We start from the raw sequence: 25,366 nt of genomic DNA on the forward strand, positions 1-25,366 counted from the left end.
TGCGGGTGCCCGGCCGTGAACCCTAGGACAGTGTCCAGGGGTCGACCGGCGCGGTCCGGATCCAACGCGTTGCCAGCCATTTGACGCCCTCGACCACCGGCATCCCGGCATGTTGTGTCCGGGTGTCCGGCGTCCCGTCGGGCCGCAGCGTATCGAACATCAATGCATCGCCGCCGCGTGGGGTCACATTGACGCCCAGCAGGGGAAAGCTGGTCTCGCCGCCCCGGAACCCGCCATTGAGATAGATGAGGACGGTACGGATACGCTGGTTCTCCGCGCCTGCGATCGTATCGAGATGCGGGCGATATTCCTGACCCGGCCGATAGCGCAGGAGCGTCAAGGGCTCGCCCTGGGCGACGTCGGTTTCGCTTGCGGCAGCGATCCGCAGGTTGATCGCCCGGGTCACCAGATCCTCCCGCGCGGGGCCGATCGCGGCATTGTCGGACGTGCGGATCGGGTGAGGCACCCAGCGGCCGGTCGCCGGGTCGATGACGCGCGCCGGCTCGAGCAGTTCGCCGCCCACCGTGGCGATGTGCGCGCATTCGTCGGCGGTCAGGAAGCCGGGCAGGTGCACCACGCGCGGATCATCGCATAGCAGGCGGGATTCCGCGGCCGCCAAGGGGCTCCCGTCGGGGGCCAGCGCCATTTGATCGAGCAGGGCCTTTTGTCCGGCCGCGATATAATCGCCGGCGGCCGCTTCGGCGAGCAGGCGGCGCGCTTCCGACCAGTCGGCGGGGCCTCCGGTGCCGTTTGCGGTAAGGGCGACCTCCATCAGCGCGCCATCGACGTGGCCGATCGAGACCGCCCGGCGGAGCTGCTTCCGCGCTTGCCCATGATCCTCCGGCACGAAGCGACCGGTCAGCGACCAGACGGCCAACTGCATAAGCGCGTCGACATTGTCGCGGTCCGCTGCCGCGTTCAGCATTTCCAATGCCTGATCGGTTCGGCCTGCTTCGGCGTGCGTGAGTGCGTCGGCGATGTTGAACGTCATGCGAACGGGATAGCTTGAACGGCAGGCAAGAAAAAGGGGCCGGAGATTGCTCTCCGGCCCCAGATCGTTCGATCGCAGGGCGATCAGAACTTGGCGGTGGCGCCCACGTAGAAGAAGCGACCACGGTTGTCGTAGATACCCGAGCCGGCACCGACGCCGGTCAGGCCGTACGGCGGGTTCTTGTCGGTGACGTTGTTAACGCCGAAGTTCATGTCGAACTTGTCGTTGACTTCGACGCCGAGGCGCAGGTCGTGATAGGCGACGACAGGGTACATTTCGAGCGTCGCATAGTCCGGGTTCTGCGGCGGCTCGCCGTTGACACTGTTATAGTCTTCGAACGTGTTCAGGTACATCTTGTCGATCCAGCGCATCGTATGACCGATGGTGACCTTGCCGATCTTGATGTCGGTCGAGATGTTGAACTGATCCGAAGGATCGCCAAGCTCGCCCGTCAGGACGTTCTTGTAGGTCGGACGCGACGGATCGGTGAAGTTGTCGCGCTGAATGACGTGGGTCCACACGCCCTTCATGTTGATCTGACCCCAGTCGAACCGCTTGTTGTAGGCAATCTGCGTGTCGATGCCGCGCGCCTTGAACTGGGCGTAGTTACGCGGCGCGTCCTGGTAGCTGCCTTCCAGAATGCGGAACTGCTGTTCGCCACGCGGACCACCACCAGCACCGGCGCGCTGGAACAGTGCGCAGAACTGGTTGTTCAGATCCGGCGCATCGTAGCAGGCGTTGAGTGCTGCCTGGATAGGCGGCGAGGTGATCACGTCGTCAACGGTGATGCTGTAATAGTCCACCGATGCCGAGAAGCCCGGCAGGAACGACGGCGTGAACACGCCACCCAGCGTCAGCGACTTCGACTTTTCCGCCTTCAGGTTGAGGTTGCCGCCGCTGACGATTTCCAGCGACGAGGTGTAGACGAAGTCGTAGCCAGCCGGACGACCGGCGGCGGTGCAGTTCGCCACGCGGGTCGAGGAGCCGGTGTTGATGTTGCGAGCCGAACACGGATCGGCCGGAGCCGGCGTGAAGTTCTGGCCGGGCAGCGAGTAGACGTCACCCAGATACGGCGCGCGAACCGACCGCGAATACGAACCACGCAGCAGCAGGTCGTTGACCGGACGCCAAGTAGCCGAACCGCTGTACGCGTAGACCGTGCCTGCCCCGCCCTTATAGTCGGCGACACGACCCGATGCGTTGAGGGTCAGTTCCTTCAGCAGGAACACGTCCTTGACCAGCGGGATCGAGATTTCCGCGAACGCTTCCTTCACTTCGAAGGCCGGCGCGGTGAACGACGGAATGGCGTTGTAGAACGCGTAACCCGCCTGCGTCAGATCATCGAGGTCATAGTCAAGCGTTTCGCGGCGATACTCGGCACCGACCGAGAAGCCAACCGGACCGCCCGGCAGCGTGAACAGCGAGCCGAGGTTGCCCGACACGAAGCCGCTGGCGACGAACTGGGTCGCCTTGCCGGTGGCGGTGGTCGGCATCGTCAGATAGGACTTGGCTGCCTGGCTGATGTTGCCTTCGCCGAACGGGTTGAGCGGAACGCAGGCCGCGATATCGGCGGCCAGCTGTGCCGGATTGCCGGCGCGATCGGAGCCGGCATAGCGGGCGTCCACCTGCGAACGGCAGACAATCTGCCCTGCGCCGTTGGTGGTGGTGTCCATCGCCAGCAGGAAGCGCTGACGATTGATGTTGCCGCTGATGACGTTGTTTTCTTTGTGCTCGCCATAGTTGGCCGAGACTTCATAGTTGAAGTCGCTGCCGAGATCGCCGCGAACACCCAGCACGGCGCGATAGGTTTCACGCGTGATACGCTCGTCGCGAGCGCTGAGGTCGAGATAGTTGCGACGCAGCGAGAAGCGGTACGTTCCAGCTGCCACCTGCGCGAGCGAGGTCGCCTGGTTGGCGAGACCCGCCGCCGTGGTGCCATAGGCGGTGCCGGTATTCGGGTTGACGCCCGAATTGATCGCAGCGGTCAGCTGAGCGGCGATGGTGGAGCGCGCCGCGGCCGACAGATAAGGGTTGTCGAGGCGGATGGCTTCGCGGTTGACCGAGCCGTTGGTCGTGCCGGTGGCCGAACCATAGGAGCGATCGTTGAAGCCCGCGATGCCGATGCCGTCCGAGAGCGTCTGGCCCTGCGAGAAGAACGGGCCGCTCTGCGAACCGAATGCCCGGGTGCGGATATACTTGGCTTCGATGAACGGCACGAACGCCGGGCTGACCTCGAAGTGGCCAAGCACGTTGACGACATAGCGCGTCACGTCCGGCGAAAGTGCGACCAGCTGGCCTTCGCGGCTGGTGGTGCCGTTGCCGCCGACGAAGTTGCCGTTGGGGCCCAGGCCGACGCGAAGGCCGGTCTGGTTGACCAGGCTGCCGTTGGGCTGGAACAGGAACGCACAGGTGAAGGCGGAGCCGACCGCGTCAACACCGCACGGTGCCGACGAAGTGTTGTTGTAGCGGAAGCCGAGCTGGCCGCCGAGCGAGATGGTCGTGCTGCGCAGGTCGCGATAGAAAACGCGATCCTTGACGTCGTCGAAGCTGGCGCCCGTGTCGGTGTCGACGATGACGAACGCATCGTTCTGGCGCAGGTTCGGGCGGCCCGAAGCGTAATAATCGCTCTGATGCGCAAACTCGGCGTTGATCGAGATGTTGCCACGGCCGTCGGCGAAGTTCTTGCCCGCGACGAGCGAGACATACTGGTTGCCGGCATCGCCATAGTCGCTGACGCCGGTCTGGGCGTGCAGCTCGAGGCCGTCGAAATTGTCCTTCAGGATGAAGTTCACAACACCGGCGATCGCGTCCGAACCGTAGATCGACGAGTTACCGCCGGTCACGATGTCGATACGCTCGATCAGGTCGGTCGGCATCGTGTTGATGTCGACGGCGCTGCCGTTGTTGATGATGTCAGCCGACACCTGGCGGCGGCCGTTGACCAGCACCAGCGTGCGTGCACGGCCGAGGCCACGCAGATCGAGGAAGTTGACGCCGCGCGTACCGAGACCCGAAGTCGAGTTCTGCGAACCCATCGAGGTGCGAAGCTGCGGCAGGTCGTTCAGCACGTCGCCGACAGAGATACGGCCCGACTGGAAGATCTCTTCGCTGCTGACGGTCGTGACCGGGGTCGGCGCCACGTCGTTCGGGCGACGGATGCGCGAGCCGGTGACAAGGACCTCTTCCTCGCTGGCCGAAGCCGCGCCGGTATCGGTCTGGGTGTCCTGCGCACTCGCAACGTGCGGAAATGCGAACGCGGCGCTCGCGAGCGCCGTCGCCGTCAGAAAGCGGCTGAGTTTCATGTGCTGCCCCTAAAATGGTTCCGGCCCTTACCGGAATGTCACTATTGAAACCTCCCGTTCATGCTGTGGCAAGCCAAACAGTCATTGGCGGGCAACTTCACTGTCTCGCTGTTGCAACAAAGTCACATGACGCGAGCGATTGAGACATTTTTGACCATTTTAGGGGTGCGGAGCTATGTGTTTGCTACGCAGCGTAAAGGGGCGTCATCGCTCCACGCACATCGCGATTCCCATGCCGCCGCCGATGCACAGAGTCGCGAGTCCCTTTTTCGCGCCGCGGCGCTGCATCTCGTAGAGCAAGGTCGTCAGCACACGCGCACCGCTCGCGCCGATCGGGTGGCCGATCGCGATCGCACCGCCATTGACGTTGACCTTGTCGGGGTCGAAGCCCAGCTCCTTGCCCACCGACAGCGCCTGTGCGGCAAAGGCTTCGTTCGCCTCGATCAGGTCGAGGTCGGCGACGGTCCAGCCGGCCTTTTCCAGCGCCTTCTTCGACGCGGGGACCGGGCCGATACCCATGATCGACGGATCGACGCCTGCGGTCGCCCAGCTCTTGATCGTGGCGAGGATCGGGGTGCCGCGCTTCTCGGCCTCCTCGCGGCTCATCACCACCAGCGCTGCGGCGCCATCGTTGAGGCCCGAGGCGTTGCCGGCGGTGACCGTGCCGTCCTTCTTGAACGCCGGGCGCAGGCCCGCAATGCCGTCGATCGTCGCGCCGGCGCGGATATACTCGTCCTGATCGACGATGGTGTCGCCCTTGCGGCCCTTGATCGTAACCGGGGCGATCTCATCCTTGAAACGGCCCTCCGAGCGGGCGGCTTCAGCCAGATTTTGTGAGCGGACGGCGAACTCGTCCTGCTCGCCGCGGGTTACTTGGTACTGCTCAGCGAGATTCTCGGCGGTGATACCCATGTGATAGCCGTTGAACACGTCGGTCAGGCCGTCCTTGATCATCGTGTCGACCAATCCGACATCGCCCATCTTGGCACCAGCGCGCAGCGATTGCGCATGGGCGGAAAGCGACATCGACTCCTGCCCGCCCGCGACGACGATCGTCGCGTCGCCGGTCTGCACCGCCTGTGCCGCGAGCGCGACCGCGCGCAGGCCCGAGCCGCAGACCTGGTTGAGACCCCAGGCCGGAACTTCCTTGGGCACGCCAGCAGCCATTGACGCCTGTCGCGCCGGGTTCTGGCCCTGCGCGGCGGTTAGGACCTGGCCCAGGATCACCTCGGACACGTCCTCGCCCTTGACGCCGGCCTGTTCGAGAGCCGCCTCGATCGCGATGCGGCCCAGTTCATGCGCAGGGGTCGCGGCGAAGGCGCCGAGGAAACTGCCGACGGGGGTGCGCTTGGCGGCGGTGATCACGACTTCGGTCATAGGGATGCGACTCCATGATGGGTTTGGGCGCTATCTAAGGCCGGCGAGCCAGTCCGCCAATGGGCGCCATAGTGCATCCTTCGCCGACGAGCCGACCATCATCCCGACATGCCCCAGCCGCAGCTCCCGCCGGTCGGCGAAGCCCGCGGCGCTGGTGTGGGGGACGATGCGGTCGGTGAGCGACACGAACTCGACCGCGCGGCAGGGCAGGGTGGCGGGATCGGCGATGGTGTCCGCCACCCGCCAGCGTTTGCTGCCCGGCAGGTCGGCGGTGAACAGATCGTCGAAGACCTGTCGTCCCGCGGCATAGGTGAGCGGTGCGCCGGCATTCGCCCAATCCTCCATCGCGACAAAGGACTTCGCCGCGGCGCTCGCGGGATCGAGGCGACCGAACCGCTCATACTTGGCGATCGTGCGGGCGGGGTCGAGCTGCCAGAAGCCGGACTGCAGCACTTCCATCGGGACGAGGCCGAGCCGGTCGCAGGTTTCGCGTGCGCCATCCCACAGCGATTCGATCCGCGCGATTGCCTCGGCGCCGAAGCCGGAGAAGCGCCAGGGGGCGGCGATCAGTGCCAGACCGCGCGCGGAAACCGCGGCGGCGGCGGCCATCGCCATCGTACCGCCGAGGCAATAGCCGACGAGCGCTGTCGGCTCGCCGATGCTGCGGAGCAGCGGGATCAGCATTTCCTCAATATGCTGCACCACATCCTGATCGCGATGCTGCGGTGATGGCGTGCCCCAATCGACCAGCAGCGGACGCATGCCCTGCCGCGACAGCCAGCGCAGCAGCGAGCGGCGATAGGGCATGTCGAGGATCAGCGGCGGATTGATCAGCGAGGGGACGAACACCACCGGCGAACCGCTCCCGCCATAGTCGCGCAGCACGACCCGACCGGCGTGCGCGACGATGGGCATCGGGCGACGCGGGCCTGGGCGTGGAGCTGCCTGATAGGCGGAGAGTCCCGCCAGCGCGGCGGCGCGCCGTTCGGGCGATGCTGCGGTTTCGCTGCGTAGCAGTCCCAGAAAGAGAGGGAGGGGGCGTGGCCCGTGTTGCGGTGCAGTATCAAAGGGTGTTAGGACCATATCAAACACCCGTGGGGGTCAAGATGAAGAAAACGGCGAATACCGATGGCCCGGTCATCATCAAGAAGTATGCGAACCGGCGTCTCTACAACACCGAAACCTCGTCCTACATCACGCTCGACCATCTCGCCGCGATGACGCGCGAGGGGCGCGACTTCAAGGTCATCGACGCCAAGACCGAAGAAGATATTACCCATAACGTCCTCACCCAGATCATCATGGAGGAGGAAGCGCGGGGGCAGACGTTGCTGCCGGTGAACTTCCTGCGCCAGCTGATCGCGCTCTATGGCGATTCGATGCAGGCGGTGGTGCCCGGCTATCTCGAAGCGTCGATGGATAGCTTCCGCCGCAATCAGGCGCAGTTCAAGTCGGCGGTCGAGGGGGCGTTCGCCAACTCGCCCTTCGCCGAGATCGCCAAGCGCAACATGGCGATGTTCGAGGCCGCTGCCGATGCGTTCAAGCCGGGGACCCCGGGCGCGGCCGCCGCTGCGGAAGCACCGGAGAAGAGCAAGGACGATGAGATCGCCGCATTGAAGGCGCAACTCGCATCGCTTCAGGACAAGATCGACAAGCTGGGCTGAGGGCCATAGGCTCCCCGAAAGATCAGGGGAGCTACATGAAGACCTTCGTTGCATTTACCGTCGCGATGTTTGCGGCGGGTGCCGCGTTTGCCCAAGCGCCTGCTGTGGATCGCTATATCCATGCCGGGAAGCTGCTCGACCGACCGGGGCAAGCGCCGCGCGGCGCGAGCACGATCGCGGTGAAGGGCGACAGGATCGTCGGCGTCTATGACGGATACGTCACCCCTCTGGGCGAGGCGCCGGTCATTGATCTCAAGAACCGGACCGTGCTGCCCGGCCTGATCGACAGCCATGTCCATCTGAGCTCCGATCGCGCCGGGCAGGAAGGGCTGCTCGCGGGGCTGACCGAGAGTAAGCAGCTCAGCGCCTATGAGACGTTGTGGAACGCGCGGAAGACGTTGCAGGCCGGCTTCACCACCGTGCGCAACCTGGGCGATGAAGGTGGCACGTTGGCGCTGCGCGAGGCGATCGCGCGCGGATGGGCGAGTGGGCCGCGGATCGTGGATGCGGGGCGGTCGATCTCCACCACCTCCGGGCATATGGACAATCGGTTGGGGCTGTCGGAGGATCTGCATCCTGTCATCGGCATCGAGAACCTTTGCGACGGCGTCGAGGAATGCCGCAAGGCGGTGCGCACCCAGATCGGGCGTGGCGCCGACGTCATCAAGATCGCAACCACGGGCGGGGTGAATAGCCGGATCGGTGCGGGTCTCGGCAAGCAGATGTTCGACGACGAGGCGAGGGCGATCGTCGAGACCGCGCACCTCTATGGCAAGAAGGTCGCGGTCCATGCGCATGGGGCGGACGGCATCGCGGTGGCGCTGCGCGCGGGCGCCGATTCGATCGAGCACGGCACGCTGATGGACGATGAGAGCATTGCGCTCTTCAAGAAGACGGGCGCCTATTACGTGCCCACGCTCTCAACCGTGAACGGCTATCTCGAGCGGATCGCGAAGGATCCGAACGCCTATCCGCCGGAGGTTCGGGCGAAGATCGATTGGCGCATCGGCATCACCGGCAAGGCGCTGGAAAGGGCAGTGCCGGCGGGGGTCAAGGTCGCGTTCGGCACCGATGCCGGCGTGTCGAAGCATGGCCGTAACGCCGATGAGTTCGAACTGCTGGTCAAGCACGGCATGACGCCGATGCAGGCGATTGCGGCAGCGACGGTCAACGCCGCCGATCTGCTGGGCCTCGCCAAGGAGGTCGGCAGCATCGAGCCAGGCAAGAGCGCCGATATCATCGCGGTGAGCGGCGATCCGCTGAGCGACGTGAAGCTACTGAAATCGGTCGGCTTCGTGATGCGCGCCGGGACGGTCCACAAGGGGCCGTGAGGCGGGCCGGCAAGTAACCGGCCCGCCGGGCCGGTTACTTGCCGGGCTTGACGAACTTCAGCGTCATGCGGTCGCTCTCGCCGATCGCTTCGTATTTGGCTCGGTCGACATCCTTGAGCGCATAGCTGGGCGGGAGGGTCCAGACGCCCTTTTCCCAGTCGGCGCTATCCTTGGGATTGGCGTTGATCTGGGATTCTCCGGCGAGGCGGAAGCCGGCGTCGGCGGCGAGCTTCTTGATCGTTGAGGTCTTGATATAGCCGCTGGTCCGCTCGCGCTCCGCATCGGCGCTCTCGGGCAGGCGATGGTCGACGATGCCGAGCGTGCCGCCGGGCTTGAGCATCGCGAAGATCTGCTTGAACGCGGCCGCCGAATAGTCCTGCTTGTCGTCGCGCTGATAGCCCATGCGCCAGTTATGGACGTTGCGGAAGGTGAGCACGACATCGACGCTGTTGTCGGGCACCTTGATGTCGGCGGGGTCGAAGATCGGGAAATGCGCCGTCCTGATCTTGCCATAGAGCTCGGGCTTCGCGGCCATCATCCGCTTGGTGCCGCCCGACAGCTTTTCGAGCGAGGCGGCATAGTAGGTGCCCCCGCCGTTGAGGACATAGGGTGCCAGAATTTCAGTGTACCAGCCGCCGCCTGGCCACAGCTCGACCACCGTGTGGTTGGGTTTCACACCGAAATAGGCCAGCGTTTCGGCCGGGTGGCGATATTTGTCGCGGACGGTGTTCGCCGCAGTCCGGGTAGGCGCGGCGACCGCGCTCTTCAGTTCCTTGCTGGCACTCGCCATCTGGGGTGCGCCGATCGCGGCGGCGCTGAAGACCGCGGTGGCGGCTATGGCAGCAAGGGTCAGGGTGTTGCGCATTGTGGGCTCCTCTCCGATATGGCGTGGATTGGTGGAGCGGAGCGTGCGCCGATGCAAGGGCCGTTGTGGATTGGTGTAGGCGCTTTCGTCGCGGTCGCGGCGGGTAGCGGATTCGCGGATTGGTGGCGGACGAAGCGGCGCGATCTTGATCGCGTCGGCTGGATGCCGTGGACGCTGATCCAGATCATGGCGGTGTTGGGTGCCGTGGTCACCGCGGCCCTGGCGATCAAGGGCTAGTAGAAACGGGCCAAAGTCAGGCTGCGTTCGGTTCCGTCGCATAGCTGCAGGCGAACGGTACGCCCCGGTACGCCGGTGGGCCAGCTTGCAAGCGGGCTCGCGGCGTAGGCCGCCGGGATCGGCGCGCCGTCAACCGCACAGATCTCCATCCCCGCCTGCCAGTCGGTCGCGGCGGGGCTGCCGCGCATCACATACAGGACGCGGAGGCGATCTCCGCGCTGACCGATCATCAGCCCGCTCGTCGACCGCGTCACCGGCCAGTCGCTGCGCGTGGCGGGAGCAAGGACCATGCGACCCGCGCCGGGATCGAGCAGGACTCGGTGCCGCCGCAGCAATCCGCCGCCAAGGCGCCCGGCCACGCCCTTGCGGCCGGAAAAGCCGGTGTCGGGTTCGATCCGCAACTCGACTTCGTTGGCGGGCAACGAGGCAATCCGTAGCGCGGGGACGATCGTGACTTCGCTCTCGACCTGGCCGCCCAGGCCCCAGGCGATTGCAGTAGTGACGTTGCCGCCGGCTCGCTCGATCCCGCGCCAAGCGGTGCGTGTGAGGGTCACCATGGCGCCGTCGCCGGTGTCGACGATCATCGGACGGTGGCGCCGTCCGCCCAGATCGAGCTCGCTGAGATAGAGACCAGCGGGGCTTGCGAGCCGCAGTGGTGCAGTAACGCCCTTGAACGGCATCCGCCCAGATGGGAGCAGGCGGAAGCGCTGCGCGTCATAGTCGATTTCGAGCGCATGCGCGGCGAGCAGGTCGGCGCCGACGAACAGGTCGACCGGCGCAGGGCCGGTGACGCGCGGATCGGCATCGATGATCGCAATGCGGCCGCCGGTGCGGACGAGTCCACCGACCTCGACGCGATCGATCGCGCCCCAGCTGAGCGCGACATTGCCCCCGATCGCGTCTGCCTGCCCGGCGACCAGCGGCTTCATGCCAACCAAACGGGCGAAGCGCGCGGAGACCGCCGTATCGCTGACCCCGGTATCGAGGATCGCGTCGACCCAGCGGCCGTTGAGCAGGGTGCGGAACCGGATCTGGTTCCCCGCCGTCAGTTCGAACGGGACCCAGCGCGCTTCGGTATCAGCGGCGAGATTCGACACCGGCGGGCTAGCCCGCACGTCCGATGCGGGCGCAAGCAACGCGAGCAGGGCGAGCGTGAAGGTCATGGCCGCGCGAACATCCATCCATGGAAGGATATTCCGCGAGGAATCGAACGCCAGCGGTTGCAGGCGTGGTTAATGTCCCGATTGCAAACGCGCGGCGACACGTATCAGAGACACGCCTCGAGCAGGGCATGGTCGAAGCCGAACGAGCGCGCCTTTTCGAGCGTGTAGGGACGCAGGCCCATCGAGCGATACTCGCCGATGATCTTGCCGTCGGCGCTCTCGTCCAGATATTCGAACTTGAACAACTCCTGCGTCACGATCACCGGGCCTTCCATCCCGATCACCTCGGTGATGTTGGTCACGCGGCGCGAACCGTCGCGCAGACGCTTCACCTGGACGATCAGGTCGACCGAGTCGGCGATCTGGCGGCTGATCGCTTCCTTCGGGATCTTGATGTCGCCCATCATCACCATGTTCTCCATACGGCCGAGGCATTCGCGCGGGCTGTTGGAGTGGAGCGTACACATCGAGCCATCGTGACCGGTGTTCATCGCAGACAGGAGATCGAAGCACTCGCTTCCGCGAATTTCGCCGAGGATGATACGATCCGGGCGCATACGCAGAGCGTTCTTGACGAGGTCGCGAATGGTAATCTCGCCCTGGCCCTCAAGGTTCGGCGGGCGAGTTTCGAGCGGGAGCCAGTGCGGCTGCTGCAGACGGAGTTCTGCCGCGTCCTCGATCGTGAGCACGCGTTCGCCCGGGTCGATCATTTTCGACAAGGCGTTGAGCATCGTGGTTTTACCCGAACCCGTACCGCCCGAGATGACGATGTTGAACCGGCAGGCGCCCGCGATCTTGAGCGCGGTCGCCATCTTGGTCGACATCGAGCCGAAGCCGGCCATCATGTCCAGCGTGATCGGCTTGTCCGAGAACTTACGGATCGAGATCGCGGTGCCCTTCAGGCTCAGCGGCGGCACGATCACGTTGACGCGGGAGCCGTCCTTGAGGCGGGCGTCCGCGAGCGGGGTGGTCTGGTCGACGCGGCGGCCGACCGAGTTGCAGATGCGCTGCGCGATCTGGAACAGGTGTTCCTCGTCGCGGAACTGGATGTTGGCGAGCTCGAGCTTGCCCTTGCGCTCGACAAAGGTCTGCTCGGGACCGTTGACCATGATGTCGCTGATTGCGCTGTCGGCCAGCAGTTCCTCGAGCGGGCCAAGGCCGAGCAACTCGTCGACCAGCACCTTCTCAAGTGCGAACTGCTCGCGGCGGTTCAGCGTCAGCTTGAGTTCGGCCAGCACCTCGCCGATGATCGGGCGGAATTCCTCGGCCAGCTCGTCCTTGTTGAGCGTTGCGGCCGCCTCGGGGTCGACACGTTCGAGCAGGCGCGGGAGCACCTGTTCCTTGATACGGTGGATCGAGGCCTCGAAGCCTTCGACGCGCGAGCTGCCGGCTTCGCCTGAGGCCGCCTGGCGATCGGCGAGACGCTGCATCGCGTCGGTGGTGGTTTGGGGCGTGGTGTCCGAAACGTCCGAGTCGCGCTGGTTCGCGCCGGGGAGTGGAACATCCTGGAGCGCGGGGAACTGGTCGCCTCCTAGCGGTTCCTGGGGACGCGGCGCGGGGCCGCCGCCCTGCATCGGGCGGGCAACGCCGAAGGCCGGCCGGGCAGGCGTTGCCCCTGGTCCGCTGCGACGTCCGAATGCGCTCACGCTCAAATCCCCACTAGCTCAACACAGAGGGGATAGCGGGCAAGCTTTTACAAGTTCCTAACCATCGGTTGAGCCGGGGCTGCGAATGAAGGGGCCGTTGGCGCGCTTTCGGGCCCGTCCGGGGGGTAATCCGCTGAGCGACTGGAACTCGCGGGTCATGTGCGCCTGATCGGCATAGCCGGATGCGGCCGCGGTATCGGCCAGCGCCGCTTCGGGGGTCTGGATGCCGCTGACCGCGGTACGGAAGCGGAGCAGGCGCAGGTAGCTGCGCGGAGCCATGCCGGTCTCTCGCGCGCAGATGCGCTCAAGCTGACGAGTGGAAAGCCGGGCGACCCGGGCGAGATCGTCGACGCTCGTCGCGTTGCGAATGGCGGCGATGGATGGCGGACCCTGTTCGTAAAGAGCGGCGGCAAGGCGCGGCATCGGATCGGTATCGCCGGAAAGCAGTGCCGCGAGCGGATCGCTTTCCGAAATCTCCCGCCAGCCATCGGCAAAGCCGCTACAGGGCGCGCCGCCCAGCATATGCCATGCCCAGGGCCACAACCGGATGCCGGTGAAGCGCGCATCGCCGCTGAAGCGCAGCATTGCGGGCCGAAGTGCCAGGCCGGTCACGAACAACGACGGTTGGTCGGTGCGCCAGATCGAATGGCCCGAATGGCGACGGATCAGCTCGATACAGCCATCGGGTATCGCTTGGTGATCGACCCAGCCGTCTGCACCGACGTCGAGCGTCCATACAGCCTCGACCAAGCCGTAGAGTTCGGGTGGCGGAGGTGTTTCGGCGTAGCGCACGCCGCGAACTTGCCATGTCGCATCGGTTCAAGCCAGCGGGGGTGTGGATGCGCTATGCGAGGGGTGAACAGGGAAGGAGAGGGCCGATGATGTGGAAGGCGCTGGGATTGATGCTGATGCTGCCGGGTATGGCGCCCGCAGCGAGCGGATTGCCAGAATGGCTGGCGGGGCGTTGGTGCACGGCGGAGGGCGGATCCACTCGAACCTGCGAGCAATGGCAGCCGGTTGCGGGCGGAATGATGCTGGGCGCTTCGCAGATGGTGAAGGGCGACAGGACGCTCGCGTTCGAATTCCTGCGGATCACGATGGACGGCGATACAGCGGTCTATCTCGCGCAGCCCAGCGGCAAGCCGCCCACGGCGTTTCGCGCGGTTGCGGGCGGGGAAGGGATCACCTTCGTCAATGCCATGCACGACTATCCGCAGCGCATCCATTATCGGTTGAAGGGCAATGAGCTGACCGCCGAAATCTCGCTTGCCGACGGGAGCAAGGCGATGCGGTGGAGCTATCGCCGGACACCCTAGAGGGGGCGCAAAACAAAAGGCCGCGGGTTGCCCCGCGGCCTTTGTTGTTTCGTCCGTGCGTTGAGCGGTTACTCGGCCTTTTCGGCGAGAACCGTCAGGCCCTTCTCGTTCACTTCGGCGAACCCGCCTTCGATACGAACGATTTCTGGGCTCTGGTTGCCTGCGGACTTGTAGATTTCCAGATTGCCGTCGCGGATCGTGGACATGAAGGGCGAATGGCTCTCCAGCACGCCGAAGTCGCCCTCGGTGCCGGGAACGACGACCATATGGACTTCCTCAGAGCGGACGAGGCGTTCCGGGGTGACGAGTTCAAAGTGCAGCGGCATTTCTTGTTTCCCTTAGCCCCTCTCCCGAAGGAGAAGGGCCAGTAGAGGATCAGGCTTCGGCGGCCAGCTTCTTGGCCTTGGCGATCACGCCGTCGATGCCACCGACCATGTAGAAGGCGGCTTCGGGCAGGTGGTCATACTCACCGTTGACCACCGCCTTGAACGACTTGATGGTGTCCTCGATCTGCACGAACTCGCCCGAGATGCCGGTGAAGACTTCGGCGACGTGGAACGGCTGGCTGAGGAAGCGCTGGATCTTGCGCGCGCGCGAGACGGTCAGCTTATCCTCTTCCGACAGCTCGTCCATGCCGAGAATGGCGATGATGTCCTGAAGCGACTTGTACTTCTGCAGGATCGACTGGACGGCGCGCGCCGTGTCGTAATGATCCTGGCCGACGACGCGCGGCTCGAGCACGCGGCTGGTCGAGTCGAGCGGATCCACCGCCGGGTAGATGCCCAGCTCCGAGATCGCGCGGTTGAGAACCGTGGTCGCGTCCAAGTGGGCGAACGAGGTCGCCGGCGCCGGATCGGTCAAATCGTCCGCGGGGACGTACACGGCCTGCACCGAGGTGATCGAACCCTTGTTGGTCGAGGTGATGCGCTCCTGCAGCGCCCCCATGTCGGTCGACAGGGTCGGCTGATAGCCCACGGCCGAAGGAATACGGCCGAGCAGCGCCGACACTTCGGCGCCCGCCTGGGTGAAGCGGAAGATGTTGTCGACGAAGAACAGCACGTCCTGGCCTTCGACGTCGCGGAAATATTCGGCGATCGTCAGGCCCGACAGCGCGACGCGTGCGCGTGCGCCCGGCGGTTCGTTCATCTGGCCATAGACCAGCGCCACCTTCGAACCTTCGCTGATCGCGTTGCCGTCGGCGTCCTTGGCGATAACGCCGGCGTCGAGGAACTCGTGATAGAGATCGTTGCCCTCACGGGTACGCTCGCCCACGCCCGCGAACACCGAGGTGCCGCCATGGCCCTTGGCGATGTTGTTGATCAGTTCCTGGATGAGCACGGTCTTGCCCACGCCGGCGCCGCCGAACAGGCCGATCTTGCCGCCCTTCGCGTAGGGCGCGAGCAGGTCGATGACCTTGATGCCGGTGACGAGGATCGCGCTCTCGGTCGACTGGTCGACGAACAGCGGAGCCTCGGCGTGGATCGGAGCGGTCTGCTCGGCGTTCACCGGGCCGCGTTCGTCGATCGGCTCGCCGATGACGTTGAGGATGCGGCCGAGCGTCTTCGGGCCGACGGGGACGCGGATCTGCGAGCCGGTGGCGGTGACGGGCTGGCCGCGGGTCAGACCCTCGGTCGAGTCCATCGCGATCGTGCGGACGGTGTTTTCGCCGAGGTGCTGAGCGACCTCGAGCACGAGGCGGTTGCCGTTATTGTCGGTCTCGAGCGCCGAGAGGATCGCCGGGAGTTCGCCTTCGAAGGCGACGTCGACGACCGCGCCGATCACCTGCGCGATACGGCCCTTGCCGGCGGCGGCGACGATTGCCGACGCGGGTGCGTCTGCCTTGGGCTTGGCCGCGCGGGGCTTCCGGGCGGGCTTTTCTGCGGGGGCTGCGGTTGCCATGTCTATTGTCCTTGCTTGGCGAATGCTTCGATCAGGGTTGCTTGGGCCGCTCCGCCGCTTCGGCCGGGGCCGTAGCGGTCGGGCGATTGAAAGTCACGGTGATGCGGCGGCGGCCTTCAGCCTTCTCCACCGCGATGGCCGTCGGGGCGTTCCCGATCTGGCCGTTGGCGTCCTGCTCCTTGGCGATGGCGTCGAGTGCGCCGCCGTCCTTGACGCCATACTGGAACAGGAAGGCGCGGACGTTGTCGGTCAGGCGCTTCTTGGCCGTATCGGCGTTGACATCGTCGGTCACGGTGAGCGCGAAGACGATGGTGTCGATCGCCGCGCCGTCCTTGCCCGAAAGCTCGACGGTGCCGCGATTGGGGTTCTTGGCATCCGACTGCGACAGGAAGACCGGCTCACCAGCGGCGGTGAAGCCGTTGGGGCCGTTCTCGTACGCACCGAGGCGGTAGCCGAACTGGTTGAGTTTCGCGACGGTCGTTGCCGGATCGGTGAAGGCGTCCGCCAGCGAACCCGGATTCTCCACCGCCGCATTCTCCGGCGCAGCGACGTTCGCCCCGCCGGGCTGCGCATTGCAGCCCGCGAGTGCCGTCGCGGCGATGAAGAGAAGGGCGGCAGTACGCATCGGGCTTAGAGCGCCTCTGCGCCCGAGATGATCTCGACCAGCTCGGTCGTGATCGCGGCCTGACGGGCGCGGTTATATTGGATCGACAGACGCTTGATGAGGTCGCCCGCGTTGCGCGTGGCGTTGTCCATCGCGGTCATCTTCGAGCCCTGCTCCGACGCAGCGTTTTCACGCATCGCGCGGTAGAGCTGGATCGCGACGTTGCGGCCGAGCAGGTCGGCAAGGATTTCCTCTTCGCCTGGCTCATACTCGGTGACGGCCGAGGCAGCGGCATCACCTTCAGGCGCCGCGGGGATCGCGACCGGGATGATCTGCTGCTCGGTCGGCTCCTGGGTCAGGACCGACTTGAAGTTCGAGTAGAACAGGTGTGCGACGTCGAACTCGCCGGCTTCGAAGCGGGCGATCAGGTCGTCGGCATAGCCACGCGCATCGGCGAAGCCGAGCTTGCCGAGATCACCCGGCTCGATCGCATGGTGCATGTCCTTGGGGAACAGCCGGTTCAGCACCGCACGGCCCTTCTTGCCGATGGTGTAGAACTTGACCGTCTTACCCTCGGCGATCAGCTCCTGCGCGCGACGGCGCGCCAGGCGGGCGATATTGGTGTTGAACGCGCCGGCCAGGCCCTTGTCCGACGTCGCGACGACGAACAGGTGGACCTGATCCTTGCCGGTGCCCGCGAGCAGCTTGGGCGAAGCTTCGCTGATGCTCACCTTGCTGGCGAGCGAGGCGACGACGGCTTCGAGACGCTGGGCGTAGGGACGCCCGGCCTCGGCCGCTTCCTGCGCGCGGCGCAGCTTGGCGGCGGCGACCATCTTCATCGCCTTGGTGATCTTCTGCGTCGACTTCACCGAGCCGATGCGGACCTTGAGGGCCTTCAAACTTGCCATTTACGAATTCCGAGCAAGGGCCAGACGGCCCGCGAGACCAATGAATGCCGTACCGAGCAGACCTTCGACCCAACGCATCGCGTTGCTCTGCTTCGCCGCGCGGCCCGCACGGGCAGCGACGAAAGCAAGGCCCGAAAGCCAGAAGCTGCCCAGCACATAAGGCACGGCGATCAGCAGCGCGCCCTTGAGCGGGGCACCGGGGCCTTCGCCCACGAACTGCGGCAGGATCGCCAGGAAGAACAGCGCGACCTTGGGATTGAGCGCCGTGGAGAGCAGGCCCTGCCAGAAGGGCTTGCCCAGCGCAGGCGCCTCAGCCGAGACCGGCGCCGGACGCACCGCACCGTGCAGCAGCTTGAAGCCGAGCCAGGCGAGGTAGATCGCACCGGCGGTCTTCACGACGATGAACAGGGTCGGGAAGGCGGTGAGGATGCTGAGGAAGCCGAAGCCGCACAGCGCCATGTACCACAATCCGCCCAGGCCAACGCCCGCGACCGCCGCCAGACCGGCCCGAATCCCTCCACGCGCCGCGTGACCCGCGACGAGCATCGTGTCCGGCCCCGGCGTCAGCACGAGGCCGATGCTGAGGAGCGTCCACGCAAGGAGGGAGTGGTCGGCCACCGGCGTGCGATCAGGCGAACGTCGTGCCGAACGCTGCCAGCGCGTCCTTGAGCTTGCCCTTGGTGGCGTCGCTCAGGTCCTTGCTGTCGCGGATATCCTTGAGGATGTCGGCATGCTTCGAACGCATCTCGGCCAGCATCGCCGCTTCGTAGCGGACGACGTCCTGCACCGGTACGCTGTCGATATAGCCGTTGGTGCCGGCGAAGATCGACACGGTCTGCTCCTCGAACGGCAGCGGCGAGAACTGCGGCTGCTTGAGCAGCTCGGTCAGGCGCGCGCCGCGGTTGAGCAGCTTCTGGGTCGAGGCGTCGAGGTCCGAGCCGAACTGAGCGAACGCGGCCATTTCGCGATACTGGGCGAGCTCGAGCTTGATCGAGCCCGACACCTTCTTCATTGCCTTGGTCTGCGCCGACGAGCCGACGCGCGACACCGACAGACCCACGTTGATCGCCGGGCGGATGCCCGCGAAGAACAGGTCGGTCTCGAGGAAGATCTGGCCGTCGGTGATCGAGATCACGTTGGTCGGGATGTAGGCCGACACGTCGCCCGCCTGGGTCTCGATGATCGGCAGTGCCGTCAGCGAACCATTGCCGTTGGCGTCGTTGAGCTTCGCGGCGCGTTCGAGAAGGCGACTGTGAAGATAGAAGACGTCGCCCGGATATGCTTCGCGGCCCGGCGGGCGGCGCAGCAGCAGCGACATCTGACGATAGGCGACGGCCTGCTTCGACAGGTCGTCATAGACGATCACGGCGTGCATGCCGTTGTCGCGGAAATACTCGCCCATCGCGCAGCCCGTATAGGGCGCGAGGAACTGGAGCGGAGCGGGGTCCGACGCGGTCGCGGCGACCACGATCGAATATTCCATCGCGCCATTCTCTTCGAGCGTGCGCACGAGCTGGGCGACAGTCGAGCGCTTCTGGCCCACGGCGACATAGACGCAATAGAGCTTCTTGCCCTCGTCGGTGCCCGCGTTGACGGTCTTCTGGTTGATGAAGGTGTCGATCGCGACGGCCGACTTGCCGGTCTGGCGGTCACCGATGATCAGCTCGCGCTGGCCACGGCCGACGGGGACGAGCGCGTCGATCGCCTTAAGACCCGTTTGAACAGGTTCATGCACCGACTTGCGCGGGATGATGCCCGGGGCCTTCACCTCGACGCGCGAGCGCTGGTCGGAAACGATCGGGCCCTTGCCGTCGATCGGGTTGCCAAGGCCGTCCACGACGCGGCCGAGCAGGCCCTTGCCGACCGGAACGTCCACGATGGTGCCGGTCCGCTTGACGACGTCGCCTTCCTTGATCTCGGCGTCCGAGCCGAAGATCACGATACCGACATTATCGGCTTCGAGGTTGAGCGCCATGCCCTGAACGCCGTTGGCGAACTCGACCATTTCGCCCGCCTGGACGTTGTCGAGGCCGTGGACGCGCGCGATGCCGTCACCGACGCTCAGCACCTGGCCGGTCTCGCTGACCTCTGCCTCGGTACCGAAATTGGCGATCTGGTCCTTGATGACCTTCGAGATTTCTGCGGCGCGGATATCCATTGTCTTAGCCTTCAGCCTTTCATCGCGTGCGCGAGGGAATTGAGACGGGTCTTGATCGAGCTGTCGATCATCTGGGAGCCGATCTTCACGACCAGGCCGCCCAGCAGCGAGGGGTCGACCGACAGGTCGACATTGACGTCGCGGCCGACGCGCTCGCGCAGCTGCGCCTTGAGCGCGGTGACCTGCGCGGGGGAAAGGGGATGCGCCGACACGACTTCGGCGCTGGTCTCGCCACGATGACGCGCGGCGAGCGTGCGGAAATCGCGGACGATGCCGACCAGAGCGGCGAGGCGGCGGTTCTGCGCCAGCACACCGAGGAAGTTCGCGGTGAGCGAATCGAGCTTCATCACCTTTGCCGCCGCGGCGACCGCATTGGTCGCTTCGGTGCGGCCGACCAGCGGGCTGCTCGCGAGCGCTGCGAAGGCCGGCGAATCGGCAAGCGCCTGCTTCACCGCGCCAAGGCTCGATTCGACCTTGTCGATCGCGCCTTTCTCACGCGCCAGTTCGAACAATGCGGTGGCATAGCGACCGCTTAAACTTGCTTGAATACCGCCGGAATTCTCCACGGACGCGTGCTTCCTCTTGGAATCTCGAAAATGGCCCCATGCGAAAAAGGGGCGCGCCGAATGATCGGCAGCCCCTGCTTGGGTTGGCGGGCGCGTAGCAAAGGGGGGCGGCGGTTTCAACCCGCGTGACGCATTGCGGGAGGATCATGGCCTTGCGAGCGCCCGGCTTCGATGCGAAACCGTAACAGCTATTTGCTCCATTGAGCATTTTTGGGGTGAGGGAATCATGCGGACGAAGCGGTGCGGCCGACGCGTTGCATTATATTGCGTTGCGGCGACGGGAATCGCCGCCGGACCCGCTTATGGCGAATCCGTGCAGATGACGGGCAAGTTCGCGCCGCCCCATCGCGAGGCGGCGATGCTCGATTCGCTGGGGATCGACCGCTTCAGCGGACGCGACGGGCGGCAGGTGGAACTGGCGATCGAGCGCGCGCTCTCGCAGCCCGATGTCGAAGGACGTCCGCATTTCGACCTGATCTCCGCGTTCGGCGGGGGGCGCGGGCCCGAGGGGGTGCTGGGCGGCGCGGTGACGAGCGGTGTCGATGAGACTCGCTACAAGGACAAGCGCGAGCGCTGTGTCGAGCGTGAGGGCGGCAAGGACAGCGGCAAGTGCCTGCGCAAGGCCGACGTCGAGGTGGATTGCTGGCGCCGGGTGGTGAACGTCACCGCCGACCTTCGGCTGACCCGCGTCAGCGACGGGCGCATCGTCTATTCGGCCGCCAAGCCGCTGCGTGACGAGACGAGCTGGTGCCGCGGCGATAGCCCGTCGCGCACCGAGGAAGAAGCGGTGCGCGAGCTGGTTCTTGAGATCGCGAAAGCGGTGCGTCGCGATATCGCGCCGGTGGTGGAAACCTACAGCATCCGCTTCCGCGAAAGCACCAAGGGGCTGCCCAAGGAACTCAACCGCCCGTTCAAGGATGTCGTCAGGCAGACGCAGCGCGACCTGCGCGCCGCCTGTGCCGCATGGGGGGCGATGGATGCGCAGGCGCCCAATCACCCCTCGATCACGTTCGACCTGGGCCTGTGTGCCGAGGCGGAGGGGGACTATCGTCGTGCGCAGAACCTGTACCGCCGCGCTGCGCCGTTGATCGGTGGCCGCGGCAACGAGGCGGTCACCGGCTATGAGCGGATCGATCGCCTGATCGCCGCACAGGCGGACGACGCAGCGCGCCGGCGCCGGTGAGTCTGAAGGGAGGCGGGCCGGCCTTGGCCCGATAGCAAACGGGCGGCCCTGGGGCCGCCCGTTGTCGTTCTACTTAGCGTCCGCCGCCGCTGCGCTGGCCGCCGGCGGGGCGGGGTGCCCACTTCTTCTTCTTGGGGCCGTAGAAGCGCGGCTGATCGCCCTGCGGACGCTGGCCGTTGCCGTTCTGGCCGCCCTCACGCCCGCCGAAGCTGGCGCCAAGCGTCTGGCGCTGGCCTTCGGGACGAGCCTGGCGCTGGCCTTCCGGCCGGGCCTGACGCTCGCCCTGCGGGCGATCGCTGCGCTGCTCACCCTGGCGACGGTCACCGGCGGGGTTGCCGCGCGGGCCGCGCTGGCTCTGCGAGTTGTGGCGATGATGTGCGTTGCGATCCGCCATGGTGCGGCCGTTGCGGCCGTTCATCTCGTCACGGCTGATCGGGATCGGGCCGCGCGCGGACTTGATCCGCGCGGATTCGGCCATGAAGTCCTCGGGCAGCGGAACGACGGTGAGCTTCTGACGCGTCAGCCGCTCGATGTCGCGCAGGTACGTCCGCTCGTCATCGGCACAGAAGCTGATCGCGATGCCGGTCGCGCCGGCACGCGCGGTGCGGCCGATGCGGTGGACATACTGTTCCGGCACGTTGGGCAGCTCGAAGTTGAACACGTGGCTGACGCCCGACACGTCGATGCCGCGCGCGGCGATGTCGGTGGCGACGAGCAGCTTGACCTTACCCGAGCGGAACTCGCCCAGCGCGCGCTCGCGCTGCGGCTGGCTCTTGTTGCCGTGGATCGCGTTGGCGGCGATGCCGCTGGCGGCGAGCAGCTTCACGACGCGGTCGGCGCCATGCTTGGTGCGGGTGAAGATCAATGCGCGATCGATGCTCTCGTCGCGCAGCTTGATCGTCAGCAGCGACTGCTTCTCGGCCTGGTTGACGTTCGTCACGAACTGCTCGACGCGCTCGGCGGTGGTGGCGACCGGAGTCACCTTCACCTCGACCGGGTTGCTGATGAACTGGCCGGCGAGGTCGCGGATCGACTTGGGCATGGTTGCCGAGAAGAACAGGGTCTGACGCTTGCTCGGCAGTTCGCGGACGATGCGCTTGAGCGCATGGATGAAGCCGAGGTCCATCATCTGGTCGGCTTCGTCGAGCACGAGGATCTCGATGCCGAGCAGGATCGCGTAGCACTGGTCGATCAGGTCGACGAGGCGGCCCGGGGTGGCGACGATGATGTCGACGCCGCGCGCGAGGTCGGTCTTGTTCTTGTGGATCGAGGTGCCGCCGAACACGGTGGCGACGCTGAGGCGCGAGCCCTTGCTATAGTCGCGGGCGCTCTGCGCGATCTGGCTGGCCAGTTCGCGGGTCGGGGCGAGGACGAGCATGCGGCAGCCGCGCGGCTGGGCGCGCTTGCCCGATGCGATCAGGCGATCGATCGAGGGCAGCATGAACGCCGCGGTCTTGCCGGTACCGGTCTGGGCGATGCCGAGCAGGTCGCGGCCCTCGAGCAATGCCGGGATCGACTGCGCCTGGATCGGGGTCGCGGTGGTGTAGCCTTTCGCGGCAAGCGCGGCGAGGGTGGTCTCGGACAGGCCGAGGGTATTGAATTCGGTCAAGGGAATCTCTTCGTAATAACGGCCGACGCGCACGCCGAAAGCGCGCACGGAGGCGGGGTCAAAAATGACAACCCGCGTGACAGGGGAGCCTGTAAATCAACCGAGGCGGAGCCGGGGCGGCCGGGTTTCCGGCACGTCCGATCACGCTGCATAACGCCTCGCTGGGCGGGGATATGGCAGTGATGCTGCCAAAAGTCAATGTGAGGTCAGCCGGCCTTGCGCGCGGGCGGTGCATTGGGGTCGAGGATCAGCGCCGCGGCGGCGGCGAGGCGGGTCATCAGCCCGACCGCTTCGAGGTCGACCGCGCCGGGGTGGCGCCAATAGGCGCCGAGCGCGGCGGTGCGCCCGATCGGGAACGCCGCCATGCTGGCGACGAAGGTCGCGAGATAGGCGTTGAGCGGGACGCGCGGATCGTTGCGGATATCGGGGATCAGGATCGGCTCGCCCGCCATGATCGCGAGGCCGGAGATGCAGCGTTCGACCGGAAAGCGCTGGCCGGTCCAGAGCGGGCTGATCGCATCCTCGGCCGCGTAGAACACCTCGTCGCCCTCGCGCCGCACCACGGTGATGCCGTCGGCATCGGCGATGGCGCGGGCATGGTCGCGCAGGATCTTGCTGGCATCGTCCCAGCCGGACGCTGAATCGAGCAGGCCGATCGCCTGCGCCAGCCGCGCGTGACGGCCCTGGATGTCGTACTGCGCCATCCGCTCCCCCTCTGGGGAAAGATGGTTAACACGCGGAGAGGGCGAGGAAAAGAGTGGGGTGGGCTGGCGGTTGTCAGTGTCGCGAGGGTGGTTGTCGAAGTTGACAAAGTTGACTCGAAACGCGGTTTTTTTGTCAACTTGGCCGCGATGGTGGGGTTGGAGCGTCAGGTTGCAGCCTGGCTCGTGCGGATCGACGGGGTCAAAGAGCGGTCGTCGTACGACGGGGTGAGGCGAGCAGACGAAATCCAACATTGCAAGGGGAGGTCGTCGGCTAAGGACTCGGCGAAAGCGGACAGTCCACGGCTTGATGAAGAGGAGGCGGGCCTCTTGGTCGGCCTCGCCTCCTCCTTGATCACATGTCGGAAATCACGGCGCGACGCCGACCAGGTAGTATTTTGTGCCATCGCTGATGAAAGAATAGGCGGTCACCGAATTCACGCTCGAGCTGGGATCGGGAATCGGCGGATTCGACGCGAAATTGCCGCTGGCGGCAAAGTTGATCGTCCGCCCACCCGTGCCGTCTTGCGTGGTGATGATCGTGAGCCTGTCCCCCTTCTTGCTCATGCCGAGGCCGTAAGCCACGGAAACGTTCTGATTCAGGAGGACCTGCACCACGTCCGCGTATCTGGGCAGAACCAGCGCACCGCTGGCGATGCTGGCAGTCGCGAACCCCCGGTCGGTCCGAATGTTATCGCTGTCAATCACACCCCTACCCGAAGCGAATGCGCAATTTTCGACGTGCAATGACTGTTTTAGGAACGTCGCGCTTTCGATCTTGATATCGGACAGGAATGTACAGGTATCGAACGTGTGCGGAATCTGTGCCGAGGTGCCCTTGTCGATAAAGACGGATGGGTGCTTTTCAGGATCGCTGGTGAATGCTGCGCAGCGGCTGAACTTGTTTGCCTTGTGGTCATTTGTGCTCGTGACCCCCCAATAGAGGCCGCATGATCCTTCCATCCAGGAGTTGCGGACATCAAGGCCGAATGCGCCTCCGATCGTACTGCCCATCTTCTTGTTGAAGATCAGATAGCCTGCGCCGTCCTCGCTTTCGAGCACCGGAGGCAGGGCGCCGAATCCCCCTTGGCAGGTATCGAGCACCGAGGCCTGACCGCCGCTGTCGAACCAAATACCATACCGGATCGGCTGCGCGATCGGCGAGTCATCATAGTAAAGGCTGATGCTGTCGAAAATCTGCTGGTCGGCGTTCCACTCGTTGATGTGGATTGCCGAGTAGGCGCAGCCATAGAAAGTGAGATCGGTAAAGCGATTTGCGAAGAACTGGCGGTCGCCGGGATTCGCATCGGGCTCTCCCCATCGCCCAACGATGATACCATCGCGCAGTGCGTAGTGAAAACTGCACCGTTCGACGATGTTCTTTACCGACCCCGAGTTGGGTGATGAGGACATGAACTGCAGGCCGTAGCGGGCCTTGTGATTACAGTTGATGCTGATACCGCTCCAAACCACGCCGGAGGCTTGGTCGAACTTCACCACGGCCTTTTCAGTATCCTCCGGTCCTACCCACTTCAGCGAAGTAAAGAGCCCGCTGTTGACTGGACCCCTAACGCCATCATAGCCCCCCTGGCTGACGATCTCGGCGCAGTTGAGCGCAATCGGGGCATGAAGCTCCTGATCGATGAGATATTCGGCCGGAGGCACCACGAGCTTCTTCGTGTCGGCATCGAGGGCATTCAGCGCTGCCTGCCAAGCCGCCGTATCGACGCTGGCAGATCCGGTGCCGACGCCGGTGCCAAAGTCCAAGAGATTAAGTTCTGACATTCAAGACCTCCTTTGAGAAGGCGACGCGACAACGGCTGCCGTGACGAATCGCCTCGGCATT

The 25,366-nt window shown here is 65.3% G+C and carries 23 protein-coding genes; 5 read left to right on the forward strand and 18 right to left on the reverse strand.

Features of this window, described 5'->3' with window-relative positions; genetic code table 11:
- Positions 1-22: 22 nt before the first annotated feature.
- The 4 genes from AC07M1_RS12725 to AC07M1_RS12740 form a co-directional block, all read right to left on the reverse strand.
- Positions 23-991 carry a 2OG-Fe(II) oxygenase gene (locus AC07M1_RS12725; RefSeq protein ID WP_495162986.1) on the reverse strand — a complete coding sequence of 323 codons (969 nt, stop codon included), beginning with the start codon at positions 989-991 and terminating at the stop codon, positions 23-25.
- 83 nt (positions 992-1,074) lie between these two features.
- The gene (locus tag AC07M1_RS12730) at positions 1,075-4,293 is read right to left on the reverse strand and encodes a TonB-dependent receptor domain-containing protein (RefSeq protein WP_495162987.1); all 3,219 of its coding nucleotides are present in this window, start codon (positions 4,291-4,293) and stop codon (positions 1,075-1,077) included.
- A 204-nt stretch (positions 4,294-4,497) separates the two neighbouring features.
- Positions 4,498-5,670: an acetyl-CoA C-acetyltransferase gene (locus AC07M1_RS12735; protein ID WP_495162988.1), complete on the reverse strand. Its 1,173-nt coding sequence runs from the start codon at positions 5,668-5,670 to the stop codon at positions 4,498-4,500.
- A 30-nt stretch (positions 5,671-5,700) separates the two neighbouring features.
- On the reverse strand, positions 5,701-6,753 hold the full coding sequence (locus tag AC07M1_RS12740; protein ID WP_495162989.1) for an alpha/beta fold hydrolase: 1,053 nt from the start codon (positions 6,751-6,753) through the stop codon (positions 5,701-5,703).
- Positions 6,754-6,776: 23 nt separating this feature from the next.
- Here AC07M1_RS12740 and phaR point away from each other — a divergent pair, with 23 nt between their 5' ends.
- Both phaR and AC07M1_RS12750 read left to right on the forward strand, forming a co-directional pair.
- Positions 6,777-7,334, forward strand: coding sequence for a polyhydroxyalkanoate synthesis repressor PhaR (gene phaR, locus AC07M1_RS12745; RefSeq protein ID WP_495162990.1), 558 nt, complete (start codon positions 6,777-6,779; stop codon positions 7,332-7,334).
- 35 nt (positions 7,335-7,369) lie between these two features.
- Positions 7,370-8,665: a metal-dependent hydrolase family protein gene (locus AC07M1_RS12750; protein WP_495162991.1), complete on the forward strand. Its 1,296-nt coding sequence runs from the start codon at positions 7,370-7,372 to the stop codon at positions 8,663-8,665.
- Between the two features lie 34 nt (positions 8,666-8,699).
- Here AC07M1_RS12750 and AC07M1_RS12755 read toward each other — a convergent pair whose 3' ends face one another.
- Positions 8,700-9,530 carry a class I SAM-dependent methyltransferase gene (locus tag AC07M1_RS12755; protein WP_495162992.1) on the reverse strand — a complete coding sequence of 277 codons (831 nt, stop codon included), beginning with the start codon at positions 9,528-9,530 and terminating at the stop codon, positions 8,700-8,702.
- Between the two features lie 51 nt (positions 9,531-9,581).
- Here AC07M1_RS12755 and AC07M1_RS12760 point away from each other — a divergent pair, with 51 nt between their 5' ends.
- Entirely contained in the window at positions 9,582-9,767 is a 186-nt protein-coding gene (locus tag AC07M1_RS12760; protein WP_495162993.1) for a hypothetical protein, read from the forward strand.
- Here AC07M1_RS12760 and AC07M1_RS12765 read toward each other — a convergent pair.
- From AC07M1_RS12765 to AC07M1_RS12775, 3 genes are all read right to left on the reverse strand, one after another.
- On the reverse strand, positions 9,764-10,948 hold the full coding sequence (locus tag AC07M1_RS12765) for an aspartyl protease family protein (RefSeq protein WP_495162994.1): 1,185 nt from the start codon (positions 10,946-10,948) through the stop codon (positions 9,764-9,766). The genes AC07M1_RS12760 and AC07M1_RS12765 overlap by 4 nt on opposite strands.
- Before the next feature lie 86 nt (positions 10,949-11,034).
- Complete coding sequence (locus AC07M1_RS12770) at positions 11,035-12,576, reverse strand: TadA family conjugal transfer-associated ATPase (RefSeq protein ID WP_495162995.1); 1,542 nt, start codon at positions 12,574-12,576, stop codon at positions 11,035-11,037.
- 57 nt (positions 12,577-12,633) lie between these two features.
- A complete protein-coding gene (locus AC07M1_RS12775; RefSeq protein WP_495162996.1) occupies positions 12,634-13,368 on the reverse strand; it encodes a helix-turn-helix domain-containing protein in 735 nt (244 codons plus the stop codon).
- Positions 13,369-13,454: 86 nt separating this feature from the next.
- Between AC07M1_RS12775 and AC07M1_RS12780 the strand changes: the two genes are divergently transcribed.
- Positions 13,455-13,892: a DUF6265 family protein gene (locus AC07M1_RS12780; RefSeq protein WP_495162997.1), complete on the forward strand. Its 438-nt coding sequence runs from the start codon at positions 13,455-13,457 to the stop codon at positions 13,890-13,892.
- Positions 13,893-13,960: 68 nt separating this feature from the next.
- Here the strand turns inward: AC07M1_RS12780 and AC07M1_RS12785 are convergent, their stop codons facing one another.
- From AC07M1_RS12785 to AC07M1_RS12815, 7 genes are read right to left on the reverse strand one after another with little or no spacing between them, the layout of a single operon-like run.
- Positions 13,961-14,218, reverse strand: coding sequence for an ATP synthase F1 subunit epsilon (locus AC07M1_RS12785; protein WP_495162998.1), 258 nt, complete (start codon positions 14,216-14,218; stop codon positions 13,961-13,963).
- A 49-nt stretch (positions 14,219-14,267) separates the two neighbouring features.
- Positions 14,268-15,791 (reverse strand): F0F1 ATP synthase subunit beta, encoded by a 1,524-nt coding sequence (gene atpD, locus AC07M1_RS12790; RefSeq protein WP_495162999.1) that lies wholly within the window; start codon positions 15,789-15,791, stop codon positions 14,268-14,270.
- Between the two features lie 31 nt (positions 15,792-15,822).
- On the reverse strand, positions 15,823-16,416 hold the full coding sequence (locus AC07M1_RS12795) for a hypothetical protein (RefSeq protein ID WP_495163000.1): 594 nt from the start codon (positions 16,414-16,416) through the stop codon (positions 15,823-15,825).
- 5 nt (positions 16,417-16,421) lie between these two features.
- On the reverse strand, positions 16,422-17,303 hold the full coding sequence (locus AC07M1_RS12800) for a F0F1 ATP synthase subunit gamma (RefSeq protein ID WP_495163001.1): 882 nt from the start codon (positions 17,301-17,303) through the stop codon (positions 16,422-16,424).
- Positions 17,304-17,921, reverse strand: a complete 618-nt coding sequence (locus AC07M1_RS12805; RefSeq protein ID WP_495163002.1) for a LysE family translocator — start codon at positions 17,919-17,921, stop codon at positions 17,304-17,306.
- 10 nt (positions 17,922-17,931) lie between these two features.
- The gene (gene atpA / locus AC07M1_RS12810) at positions 17,932-19,461 is read right to left on the reverse strand and encodes a F0F1 ATP synthase subunit alpha (protein WP_495163003.1); all 1,530 of its coding nucleotides are present in this window, start codon (positions 19,459-19,461) and stop codon (positions 17,932-17,934) included.
- Positions 19,462-19,472: 11 nt separating this feature from the next.
- Entirely contained in the window at positions 19,473-20,027 is a 555-nt protein-coding gene (locus tag AC07M1_RS12815) for a F0F1 ATP synthase subunit delta (protein ID WP_495163004.1), read from the reverse strand.
- 313 nt (positions 20,028-20,340) lie between these two features.
- Between AC07M1_RS12815 and AC07M1_RS12820 the strand changes: the two genes are divergently transcribed.
- Positions 20,341-21,210 carry a tetratricopeptide repeat protein gene (locus AC07M1_RS12820; RefSeq protein WP_495163005.1) on the forward strand — a complete coding sequence of 290 codons (870 nt, stop codon included), beginning with the start codon at positions 20,341-20,343 and terminating at the stop codon, positions 21,208-21,210.
- 73 nt (positions 21,211-21,283) lie between these two features.
- Here AC07M1_RS12820 and AC07M1_RS12825 read toward each other — a convergent pair whose 3' ends face one another.
- From AC07M1_RS12825 to AC07M1_RS12835, 3 genes are all read right to left on the reverse strand, one after another.
- Positions 21,284-22,819, reverse strand: coding sequence for a DEAD/DEAH box helicase (locus AC07M1_RS12825; RefSeq protein ID WP_495163006.1), 1,536 nt, complete (start codon positions 22,817-22,819; stop codon positions 21,284-21,286).
- A gap of 206 nt (positions 22,820-23,025) precedes the next feature.
- Positions 23,026-23,523: a GAF domain-containing protein gene (locus tag AC07M1_RS12830; protein WP_495163007.1), complete on the reverse strand. Its 498-nt coding sequence runs from the start codon at positions 23,521-23,523 to the stop codon at positions 23,026-23,028.
- 366 nt (positions 23,524-23,889) lie between these two features.
- Positions 23,890-25,305, reverse strand: coding sequence for a hypothetical protein (locus AC07M1_RS12835; RefSeq protein ID WP_495163008.1), 1,416 nt, complete (start codon positions 25,303-25,305; stop codon positions 23,890-23,892).
- Positions 25,306-25,366 lie beyond the last annotated feature (61 nt).

The sequence above is a fragment of the Sphingomonas sp. GW821-FHT10C01 genome (genome assembly GCF_059415525.1).

What these genes read in the sequence shown, in the direction of transcription:
- AC07M1_RS12725 (WP_495162986.1), bottom strand. Translation starts at nt 991, where the DNA reads ATGACGTTCAACATCGCCGACGCACTCACGCACGCCGAAGCAGGCCGA.
- AC07M1_RS12730 (WP_495162987.1), bottom strand. Translation starts at nt 4,293, where the DNA reads ATGAAACTCAGCCGCTTTCTGACGGCGACGGCGCTCGCGAGCGCCGCG.
- AC07M1_RS12735 (WP_495162988.1), bottom strand. Translation starts at nt 5,670, where the DNA reads ATGACCGAAGTCGTGATCACCGCCGCCAAGCGCACCCCCGTCGGCAGT.
- AC07M1_RS12740 (WP_495162989.1), bottom strand. Translation starts at nt 6,753, where the DNA reads ATGGTCCTAACACCCTTTGATACTGCACCGCAACACGGGCCACGCCCC.
- phaR (WP_495162990.1), top strand. Translation starts at nt 6,777, where the DNA reads ATGAAGAAAACGGCGAATACCGATGGCCCGGTCATCATCAAGAAGTAT.
- AC07M1_RS12750 (WP_495162991.1), top strand. Translation starts at nt 7,370, where the DNA reads ATGAAGACCTTCGTTGCATTTACCGTCGCGATGTTTGCGGCGGGTGCC.
- AC07M1_RS12755 (WP_495162992.1), bottom strand. Translation starts at nt 9,530, where the DNA reads ATGCGCAACACCCTGACCCTTGCTGCCATAGCCGCCACCGCGGTCTTC.
- AC07M1_RS12760 (WP_495162993.1), top strand. Translation starts at nt 9,582, where the DNA reads ATGCAAGGGCCGTTGTGGATTGGTGTAGGCGCTTTCGTCGCGGTCGCG.
- AC07M1_RS12765 (WP_495162994.1), bottom strand. Translation starts at nt 10,948, where the DNA reads ATGGATGTTCGCGCGGCCATGACCTTCACGCTCGCCCTGCTCGCGTTG.
- AC07M1_RS12780 (WP_495162997.1), top strand. Translation starts at nt 13,455, where the DNA reads ATGATGTGGAAGGCGCTGGGATTGATGCTGATGCTGCCGGGTATGGCG.
- AC07M1_RS12785 (WP_495162998.1), bottom strand. Translation starts at nt 14,218, where the DNA reads ATGCCGCTGCACTTTGAACTCGTCACCCCGGAACGCCTCGTCCGCTCT.
- atpD (WP_495162999.1), bottom strand. Translation starts at nt 15,791, where the DNA reads ATGGCAACCGCAGCCCCCGCAGAAAAGCCCGCCCGGAAGCCCCGCGCG.
- AC07M1_RS12795 (WP_495163000.1), bottom strand. Translation starts at nt 16,416, where the DNA reads ATGCGTACTGCCGCCCTTCTCTTCATCGCCGCGACGGCACTCGCGGGC.
- AC07M1_RS12800 (WP_495163001.1), bottom strand. Translation starts at nt 17,303, where the DNA reads ATGGCAAGTTTGAAGGCCCTCAAGGTCCGCATCGGCTCGGTGAAGTCG.
- atpA (WP_495163003.1), bottom strand. Translation starts at nt 19,461, where the DNA reads ATGGATATCCGCGCCGCAGAAATCTCGAAGGTCATCAAGGACCAGATC.
- AC07M1_RS12830 (WP_495163007.1), bottom strand. Translation starts at nt 23,523, where the DNA reads ATGGCGCAGTACGACATCCAGGGCCGTCACGCGCGGCTGGCGCAGGCG.
- AC07M1_RS12835 (WP_495163008.1), bottom strand. Translation starts at nt 25,305, where the DNA reads ATGTCAGAACTTAATCTCTTGGACTTTGGCACCGGCGTCGGCACCGGA.